Here is a 6,714-nt window from a genome sequence, read left to right as displayed (position 1 = left end):
CTCTCGGCGCTCGTCGCAGACGCCGCGCCGCCGAGCCTGCGGGGCACCGCGTTCGGCTATTTCAACCTGTTCACAGGCCTTGCCTTGCTGGCCGCGAGCGTGATCGCCGGCGCGCTGTGGGACGCCTATGGTCCGGCCGGAACGTTCCTTGCGGGGCTCGGCTTCGCACTGGTCTCGCTCGTGGGACTATTGGCCGTCGGCAACGGTCTGGCAGCGGAGGAAAAATGAGATGGGAGGTCTTTCACCGTGCTGAGCGGAGTGTTCGCAATCATGGTCGGCAGCGTGCTCGGCGGCTGCGCCCGTTATTTCGTCTCCGGTGCGATCGCGCGGCGGCTGGGCGAAACCTTTCCATGGGGCACCATGACCATCAACGTCACCGGCGCCTTCCTGATCGGCATTTTCGGCGCGCTGGCGACCCATCCCGGTTCGGCCTTCGCCACGCCCAATCCATGGCTGTTCGCAGTGACCGGCTTTCTCGGCTGCTACACCACAGTGTCCTCGTTCAGCCTGCAAACGCTGACTCTCGCGCGTAGCGGCGAGCCGATGCATGCGCTCGGCAATATCCTGTTCTCGGTCGGACTGTGCTTGGCCGCCGTCAGTTGCGGCTTCCTCCTTGCGGACAGCGTGGGAGGCTAGAGGTAGATGAACTCCCCTTCCGCCGAGCGCTGGCGCACTGCGATGCTTTATGCCTGGGTTGCGGCGGGCAGCATCGTCGGTGGTCTGTCGCGTTATCTGGTCGGGCTCGCGCTCGACACCGGACCGGGCTTTCCCGTCGCCACGCTGTTCATCAACGCCACGGGATCGCTGATCATCGGCTTCTACGCGACGCTGACCGGCCCCGACGGCCGCATGCTGGCGCGACCCGAGCACCGGCAGTTCGTCATGACCGGGTTCTGCGGCGGCTACACCACCTTTTCGACCTTCAGCCTCGAGACCTTCCGCCTGTTCCACGACGGCATGAAATACACCGCGCTCGCCTACATCGCCGCATCCGTGATCTGCTGGCTGGTGTCGGTGTGGATCGGCCATATGATGGCGAGCCGCTTCAACCGCTTGACAAGGAGCTGACCATGCAAATTCCCAATCAGGCAGTTGCGCTCCGGATCTTCATCGGCGAGAGCGACCATTTCGACGGCAAGCCGCTCTATGAAGCGATCGTGATGACGGCGCGCGAGCGGCACCTCGCCGGCGCCACCGTGCTGCGCGGACCGATGGGGTTCGGCAAGTCGAGCCGGCTGCACACCTCGAAGATCCTGCGGCTGTCGGAGGACCTGCCGCTCTTGATCGAGATCGTCGACAGCGAGGATAGCATCAACGCATTCCTGCCCATCCTGGATGGCATGATGTCGAGCGGGCTGATCACCTTGGAGAAGCTGCAGGTCCTGCAATATGGTGCGAAGACCGCGAGCTGATTGCCGCGGCAGCAACCCCAGCCCGCCGTGTCCAGGAGGCGGAATGAACGACACTGTCACCAAGCCGAAGACGCGGACGAAAACCAAGGTCGAGCGGCCGAAGCTGCACAAGGTCATCCTGATCAACGACGACTACACGCCGCGGGAATTCGTCACCATGATCCTCAAGGCCGAATTCCGCATGACCGAGGATCAGGCCTACAAGGTGATGATCACCGCCCACAAGCTGGGCGCCTGCGTCGTCGCCGTGTTCACCAAGGACGTCGCCGAGACCAAGGCCACGCGCGCCACCGACGCGGGCCGCGCCAAGGGCTATCCGCTGCTGTTCACGACGGAGCCGGAGGAGTAAGGCTCAGCCGGCGAGCGCGTGCGTTTCTTCCGCAAGCCCGTACACGCGCTGCGCCTTGGAAAATCCTGCGATCGGAAATTCTCCGAGCTCGTGCCAGTCGTGGCGGCAGACATTGGCAAAGCCTTCCGAGGCCACAACGGTCCGTCCCAGGCGTCCCGTGATCTTCTCGAGCCGGGCCGCGAGATTGACGGCCGGGCCGATGCAGGTGAAGTCGAGTCGGTTGCCGCCGCCGATATTGCCATAGAGGATATTGCCGACGTGCAACGCGACGCCGAAGCGGAAGCGCTCGACGGCCTGCCCGACCGGAATGGCGAGCGCCTCGACGCTGGCGCGGGATTCGCGCGCCGCCTCCAGCACACCCGCGCAGACATGGGCGGCATCGCCGACATATTCGTCGATCGGGAATACCGCGAGCAGGCCATCGCCCATGAACTTCAGCACCTCGCCACCATGATCCCGGATCGCGGTCACCTGGCAGTCGAAATAGTGATTGAGGATCTGGACCACCGTCTCGGCCGGCAGCCGGTCCGACAGCGCGGTGAAACCGCGCAGGTCCGAGAGCCAGATCGCGGCCTGCATGGTGTCGTTGTGGCCGCGGCGGATCTGGCCGCCGAGGATGCGGGCGCCGGCCCGATTGCCGACATAGGTGTCGAGCAGCATCTCGGCGGTGCGACGCAGGCTGACGATCTCGCTGACGCGCGCGAGCGGGGCAATGATGGTCCGGATCGCCGCGATGTCGTCGTCGCTGAAGCCGCCGGGCTGCCGCGTCATCCAGCTCGTCGCGTTGACCGAACCGTCGAGGAACCGCAGCGGCATCGCGACATAGTCGGTCACGCCTTCGGCGCGCATGTCGTTGATGATCGGGAATCGCTTGCTGCCGGGATCGTCGACGCGCCCTCTGACCTCCAGCCCCTGCTCGAAGACGATTCGAAGCGGGCTCTGGGCGAACTCCGGCGAGTCTAGCACGTCGAACTCGACGGCGCCGATTTCGACCTCTCCGCCCTGCCGCCAAATGAAGTTGCGGCCGAATATTTCGGGGTGGAGCGTGCGGATGAAAATGCCGAATCGGTGCAGCGGCAGGCCGGCTGCGACCAGACGTTCGCAGAAATCCGCGATCATCTCGACCGGCTCTGCCGACGACCATGCGCCATCGATGAGCCAGTTGGAGACGCGCTGAAGGTCGGAGCTGTTCATGTCCGCATTTGCGGGCGAAGTTGTGGGATCGTCAAGCTGCACGGTCGGCTAGTGTCGCGCCTGGAAGTTCACCTCTCCCCCGTCGGGAGGGGTGAAGAAGTCAGCGCCCCACCTGCCCTCGATCGCGCAGGAAGTGATCGGCCAGCACGCAGGCCATCATGGCCTCGCCGACAGGGACAGCGCGGATGCCGACGCAGGGGTCGTGGCGGCCTTTCGTGAAGATTTCGGTGTCCGCGCCCTGGCGATCGACGGTGAGACGGGGCTGCAGGATCGATGAGGTCGGCTTCACCGCGAAACGCACCACCACCGGCTGTCCCGTGGAGATGCCGCCCAGCACGCCGCCGGCATGGTTGGACAGGAAGCGCGTGCCGTCATTGCCGGTGCGCATCTCGTCCGCGTTCTCCTCGCCGGTAAGCTCGGCCGCGCCAAAGCCGGCGCCGATCTCGACGCCCTTGACCGCGTTGATGGTCATCATTGCCGACGCCAGATCAGAATCGAGCTTGGCGTAGATCGGCGCGCCAAGGCCCGCCGGCACACCCTCCGCGACGATCTCGATCACCGCGCCGATCGAGGAGCCGCTCTTGCGGATGCCGTCGAGATAGGTTTCGAAGAACGCGGCCTTGTCCTTGTCCGGGCAGAAGAACGGATTCTTGGCAACCTCGTCCCAGTCCCATTTGTCGCGGTCGATCTTGTGCGGCCCCATTTGCACCAGTGCGCCCCGCACCCTGACGTCGGGCAGTACCTTTCGCGCGATGGCACCGGCGGCAACGCGGGTCGCGGTCTCGCGCGCCGAGGAGCGGCCGCCGCCGCGATAATCGCGCAGGCCGTATTTGGCCTCATAGGTGAAGTCGGCGTGCCCCGGACGAAACTTGTCCTTGATCTCGGAATAGTCCTTGGAGCGCTGGTCGGTGTTCTCGATCAGGAGCCCGATCGGCGTGCCCGTCGTCACCTGCACGCCGGTCTCCGGGTGCGCCATCACCCCGGAGAGTATCTTGACCTGGTCCGGCTCCTGGCGCTGGGTGGTGAAGCGCGATTGGCCCGGCCGGCGGCGATCGAGATCGCCCTGGATATCAGCCTCGGTGAGCGGGATCATGGGCGGACAGCCATCGACCACGCAGCCGATTGCCACCCCATGGCTCTCGCCGAAGGTGGTGACGCGGAACATGTGGCCGAAGGTGTTGAAGGACATCGCCGGATTGTCGCCTTGTGCTGACAGTCAACGCTTATGCTGTATGTCAACGTTCGTAGCCCCGAGGGGCACGGTGTTCAACCCTGTTGCCGTCATTCCGGGATGGTCCGAAGGACCAGACCCGGAATCTCGAGATTCCGGGTTCGCCCTTCGGGCGCCCCGGAATGACGGAGGGTGGGGATTAACTGAACTTCTCCAGCCGGCCGTCGCGGAACACGTAGACCGCGCCCTGCTGGATATAGAGCTCGGCGGCGCTGGCCGGTGTCTCCAAACCGAGCGAAACCATCAGCGCCCGGCAGGTCCCACCATGGGCGACTGCGACGGTGTCGGTCCGGAGCTGGTCGTACCAGGCGCGCACGCGGACCTGGACATCGGCGTAGGTCTCCCCGCCCGCGGGGCCGACCGTCCATTTGTCGGCAAGGCGCCTGGCGTAAATTTCGGGATCAGTGGCTTCGCTCTCGGCCAGCGTCAGCCCTTCCCAAGTGCCGTAGCCGATCTCGCGCAGCCGATCATCGAGCGCATATTCCGCAGGCGGCAGTTCGAGCTTGCCGCGTGCGAGTTCCATGGTCTGACGTGCACGGCCGAGCGGGCTCGACACGTAAGGCAAGGCCGCCTTGTCGCGACCGTCGCGCTTAAACAGGTCGGCGAGAATGCCGCCGGCCTGTACGGCCTGAGCGCGCCCGCGCGCATTCAGCGGAACGTCCTTGGTGCCCTGAAGCCTCCCGAGCGCATTCCACTCGGTCTCGCCGTGGCGAAGATAATAGATCGTGCGCACGGGCATTCCAGATCTAGGGCTAGTCCTTCCCGCCGAAGGAGATATCCGGCGCATCGGGCCGCTTCATGCCGAGCACGTGATAGCCGGAATCGACGTGATGCACCTCGCCGGTGACGCCGCGCGAGAGGTCGGAGAGGAAATACAGCGCGCTGCCGCCGACGTCCTCGGTCGACACGTTGCGCCGCATCGGCGCGTTGGTCTCGTTCCACTTCAGGATATAGCGGAAGTCACCGATACCAGAGGCGGCGAGCGTCTTGATGGGACCTGCCGAGATCGCGTTGACGCGGATGTTCTTCTCGCCGAGATCGGCAGCAAGGTAGCGCACGCTGGCCTCCAGCGCCGCCTTGGCCACGCCCATCACGTTGTAATGCGGCATCCACTTCTCGGCGCCGTAATAGCTGAGCGTGATGAGCGAGCCGCCATCCGTCATCAGCTTCTCGGCGCGCTGCGCCACCGCCGTGAACGAATAGCAGGAGATCAGCATCGACTTGGAGAAATTCTCCGGCGTGGTGTCGACGTAGCGTCCCTCGAGCTGCTCGCCGTAGGCGATCGCGTGCACCAGGAAGTCGATCTTGCCCCACTTCTCCTGCAGCACCGCGAAGGCGGCATCGATGGTCGCGGCATCGGTGACATCGCAATGGCCGAGCACGAGCCCGCCGATCTCGGCGGCGAGCGGTTCGACTCGCTTCTTCAATGCATCGCCCTGATAGGTGAAGGCGAGCTCGGCGCCGGCGGCGTGGCATGCCTTGGCGATGCCCCAGGCGATCGAGCGGTTGTTGGCAAGGCCGAGGATCACCCCGCGCTTTCCTTGCATCAGACCTGAATTCTGCGCCATTTTGAACGTCCCGTCGAACTCTTGCTGAGGTCTGGAGGTACACCAGCGCTCCCCTGCGGTACAGCCCTAATACGCGGCGTTAACGCTGTTTCGAGCGCCGGAATAGCCGTTCCGTTCGGGTGTTATGATCGTTGAGGCGTTTGCGCCGGACACCAGGACGTCAAGACCGCAATGAGTGCGTTTCGCCAGAGTGTGGAAGCCATGATCCCGGCGTTGCGCCGCTACGCCCGCGCGCTCACGCGCGACGCGGACGCGGCCGATGATCTGGTGCAGGACACGCTGGTGCGGGCGCTGCGCTCAGAGCGATTGTTTCTCGGAGGCGACGTCAGGAGCTGGCTCTACACGATCCTGACCAACCTCAACAAAAATCGACGGCGCTCGCTGGCGAGGCGGCCGCAATTCATGCAGCTGACGGAGAACAACCCGGATGCCAGCGGCACCGAAGCCGAAGGGCGCGACATCGAGAGGGCACTGGCCACGCTCGTCGAGGAGCAACGTTCGGTGCTGCTTCTGGTCATGCTGGAGGGCATGAGCTACCGCGAGGTTGCTGACATCCAGGGCGTGCCGATCGGCACCGTGATGTCGCGCCTGGCTCGCGCCCGCGCCCACGTCAAGGCGTCGCTGGAAGGCGAGCGCGCGACGCTTAGGCGGGTGAAATGATGGCAGGGTTGATGCATCGCGTATGGTCCGCCCGCATACCGATGGAGCGAGCGACGTTGAGCGACGAAGAACATTTTGGGCGGCAGAGCCAGAGACGACCGATATGAAGGACCGCAACATTCCGATCACCGAGGACGAACTGCACGCCTATGTCGACGGCGAGCTGCCGGCCGAGCGCCGCGCCGACGTCGAGGCCTGGCTTACCGCCCATCCTGAAGAGGCCGAACGCGTGCAATCCTGGCGTGCCATGGCGGAGATGCTGCACGCCCGCTACGACGCCGTCGCCCAGGAGCCGGTGCC

10 protein-coding genes and 1 pseudogene are annotated in these 6,714 nt (G+C 64.9%); 7 read left to right on the top strand and 4 right to left on the bottom strand.

Features of this window, described 5'->3' with window-relative positions:
• The 5 genes and pseudogenes from MOV75_RS22740 to clpS all read left to right on the top strand — a co-directional run.
• Positions 1 to 228 (top strand): annotated as a pseudogene (locus MOV75_RS22740) (MFS transporter); the annotation flags it as partial.
• A gap of 18 nt (positions 229 to 246) precedes the next feature.
• Positions 247 to 636 (top strand): fluoride efflux transporter CrcB, encoded by a 390-nt coding sequence (crcB, locus tag MOV75_RS22735; protein ID WP_247006656.1) that lies wholly within the window; start codon positions 247 to 249, stop codon positions 634 to 636.
• Between the two features lie 6 nt (positions 637 to 642).
• Positions 643 to 1,068, top strand: a complete 426-nt coding sequence (crcB, locus tag MOV75_RS22730) for a fluoride efflux transporter CrcB (RefSeq protein ID WP_247006655.1) — start codon at positions 643 to 645, stop codon at positions 1,066 to 1,068.
• A gap of 2 nt (positions 1,069 to 1,070) precedes the next feature.
• Positions 1,071 to 1,412 (top strand): DUF190 domain-containing protein, encoded by a 342-nt coding sequence (locus MOV75_RS22725; protein WP_246924795.1) that lies wholly within the window; start codon positions 1,071 to 1,073, stop codon positions 1,410 to 1,412.
• Positions 1,413 to 1,455: 43 nt separating this feature from the next.
• Complete coding sequence (gene clpS, locus MOV75_RS22720) at positions 1,456 to 1,761, top strand: ATP-dependent Clp protease adapter ClpS (RefSeq protein WP_212080890.1); 306 nt, start codon at positions 1,456 to 1,458, stop codon at positions 1,759 to 1,761.
• Positions 1,762 to 1,764: 3 nt separating this feature from the next.
• Here the strand turns inward: clpS and MOV75_RS22715 are convergent, their stop codons facing one another.
• The 4 genes from MOV75_RS22715 to fabI form a co-directional block, all read right to left on the bottom strand.
• Entirely contained in the window at positions 1,765 to 2,955 is a 1,191-nt protein-coding gene (locus MOV75_RS22715) for an adenylate/guanylate cyclase domain-containing protein (protein ID WP_247006654.1), read from the bottom strand.
• A gap of 100 nt (positions 2,956 to 3,055) precedes the next feature.
• Entirely contained in the window at positions 3,056 to 4,144 is a 1,089-nt protein-coding gene (gene aroC / locus MOV75_RS22710) for a chorismate synthase (protein ID WP_247006653.1), read from the bottom strand.
• A 181-nt stretch (positions 4,145 to 4,325) separates the two neighbouring features.
• Complete coding sequence (locus MOV75_RS22705) at positions 4,326 to 4,925, bottom strand: histidine phosphatase family protein (protein ID WP_246924788.1); 600 nt, start codon at positions 4,923 to 4,925, stop codon at positions 4,326 to 4,328.
• A 13-nt stretch (positions 4,926 to 4,938) separates the two neighbouring features.
• Complete coding sequence (fabI, locus tag MOV75_RS22700; protein WP_246924785.1) at positions 4,939 to 5,754, bottom strand: enoyl-ACP reductase FabI; 816 nt, start codon at positions 5,752 to 5,754, stop codon at positions 4,939 to 4,941.
• Positions 5,755 to 5,925: 171 nt separating this feature from the next.
• On the opposite strand from fabI, the gene MOV75_RS22695 reads away from it, so the two are divergent.
• Both MOV75_RS22695 and MOV75_RS22690 read left to right on the top strand, forming a co-directional pair.
• Positions 5,926 to 6,414 (top strand): RNA polymerase sigma factor, encoded by a 489-nt coding sequence (locus MOV75_RS22695; RefSeq protein ID WP_246924781.1) that lies wholly within the window; start codon positions 5,926 to 5,928, stop codon positions 6,412 to 6,414.
• A gap of 103 nt (positions 6,415 to 6,517) precedes the next feature.
• On the top strand, positions 6,518 to 6,714 hold a 197-nt coding region (locus MOV75_RS22690), incomplete at its 3' end, for an anti-sigma factor (protein WP_247006651.1).

This window comes from Bradyrhizobium sp. PRIMUS42 (genome assembly GCF_023006515.1).
Taxonomy (GTDB): Bacteria; Pseudomonadota; Alphaproteobacteria; order Rhizobiales; family Xanthobacteraceae; genus Bradyrhizobium.
Note: the sequence above shows the minus strand (reverse complement) of the source record. Positions and strands in the feature narration are given on the sequence as shown.